This window comes from Streptomyces sp. SM1, from assembly GCF_002910825.1.
Lineage (GTDB): Bacteria > Actinomycetota > Actinomycetes > Streptomycetales > Streptomycetaceae > Streptomyces > Streptomyces okerensis.
This window is the reverse complement of the sequence record NZ_NEUB01001041.1, coordinates 308-2,142: the sequence shown is the minus strand read 5'-3', so window position 1 is coordinate 2,142 and position 1,835 is coordinate 308. Positions and strand designations below refer to the sequence as shown.

General features: G+C 73.1%; 1 protein-coding gene. It reads left to right on the top strand.

From position 1 onward, the window contains the following. A partial coding sequence (eccCb, locus tag B9S61_RS38825) for a type VII secretion protein EccCb (RefSeq protein ID WP_103546386.1) occupies nucleotides 1-1,749 on the top strand: 1,749 nt, incomplete at its 5' end. Nucleotides 1,750-1,835 lie beyond the last annotated feature (86 nt).

The window sequence follows — 1,835 nt, the reverse complement described above, 5'->3', positions numbered from 1 at the left end:
GACGACGGCGGGGAGACGCTGCTGTCGGTGGCGCTCGACCGGCTGCGCGGTGCGGGGCCGCCCGCCCACCAGGTGTGGCTGCCGCCGCTGGGCCGGCCGGCCACCCTGGACCAGATCCTGCCCCCGTTGTCCCCCGATCCGCGGTACGGCCTGACCACGGCCGACTGGCCGCTGCGGGGACGGCTCACCGTGCCGGTCGGTGTCGTGGACCGGCCCTTCGACCAGCTGCGCGATCTGCTGACGGTGGACCTGTCGGCGGCCGGCGGTCACGTGGCCATCGCCGGGGGGCCGCAGAGCGGCAAGAGCACGCTGCTGCGGACCCTCATCACCGCGCTGGCCCTCACCCACACCCCGCGCGAAGTGCAGTTCTACTGCCTGGACTTCGGCGGCGGCACGCTGGCCTCACTCGACGGGCTGCCCCATATGAGCGGGGTCGCGGCGCGGGTGGACACCGAGCGGGTGGGCCGTACGATCGCGGAGGTCACCACGCTGCTCGCCCGGCGGGAGCGGTTCTTCCTGGAGCACGGCGTCGACTCCATGCCCACGTACCGCAAGCGGCGCGCGGCGGGCGAGTTCCCCGACGAGCCGCACGGGGACGTCTTCCTGGCCATCGACGGCTGGGCCACCGTACGCCAGGACTTCGACCGGCACATCCCCACCTTCAACGCGCTGGCCGCCCGGGGGCTCAACTACGGCGTCCACCTGATGGTCACCACCGCCCGCTGGGTGGAGCTGTCGTCCTCGGTGCGCGACCAGACCGGGACCCGGCTGGAGCTGCGGATGGGTGATCCGATGGACTCCCAGATCGACTCCCGGAAGGCGGCGGCCATCCCGCGCAGCGCGGGGCGGGGGCTGACCTCGGACAAGCTGCACTATCTGTCGGCGCTGCCGCGCGTCGACGGGGTCGAGGACGCCGACGACCTGGCGGACGGGGTCGCGGGCCTGGTCGCCGCGATCGCCGAGAGCTGGACGGGACCCGGCGCGCCGCGGGTGCGGATGCTGCCGGCGAAGCTGCCGGCCGAGGAGCTGCCGGAGCCGGAGGGCGAGCACGGGCTGCGGATCGCGATCGGCCTGGACGAGAACGAACTGGCGCCGGTGTGGCACGACTTCACCGAGAACCCGCACCTGATCGTGGTGGGTGACACGGAGAGCGGCAAGACGAACCTGCTGAAGCTGGTCGCGCGCGGCATCACCGAGCGGTACACGCCGGCCGAGGCGCGGATCATGATGGTGGACTACCGGCGGGAGCTGGTGGAGAGCGTTCCGGAGGCGTACCGGCTCGGGCACGCGGTCTCCCTGGACATGCTGCGGGACCTGGTGGACGGGGCGGCGCGGGCGGTCAAGCAGCGGGTTCCCGGTGAGGACATCGCGCCGTCGCGGATGCGGTTGTGCGACTGGTGGCAGGGGCCGCGGCTGTTCGTCCTGGTCGACGACTACGACATGGTCGGCGGCGGGCCGATGACGCAGCCGTTCGCTCCGCTGCTGGATCATCTGGCGCTGGGGCACGAGGTGGGGCTGCACCTGGTGGTGGCGCGGTCGTCGGCGGGGGCCGGGCGGGGGCTCAACGAGTCGTTGCTGCGGCGGTTGCAGGAGGTCAACACTCCGGGGCTGCTGATGTCGTGTCCGCCGAGTGAGGGCTATCTGTTCGGGAGTGTGAAGGGGCGGGAGCTGATTCCGGGGCGGGCGGTCCGGATCGCCCGGCGCAAGACCCTGCAGGTGCAGACGGGGCTTGTGGGGGGCGGGTCGTGAGGCGGGGTTTGCGGGGTGCGCCGTGTCGGGGTGGGGCGTGTCGGGGTGCGCCGTGTCGGGGTGCGCCGTGTCGGGGTGCGCCGTGT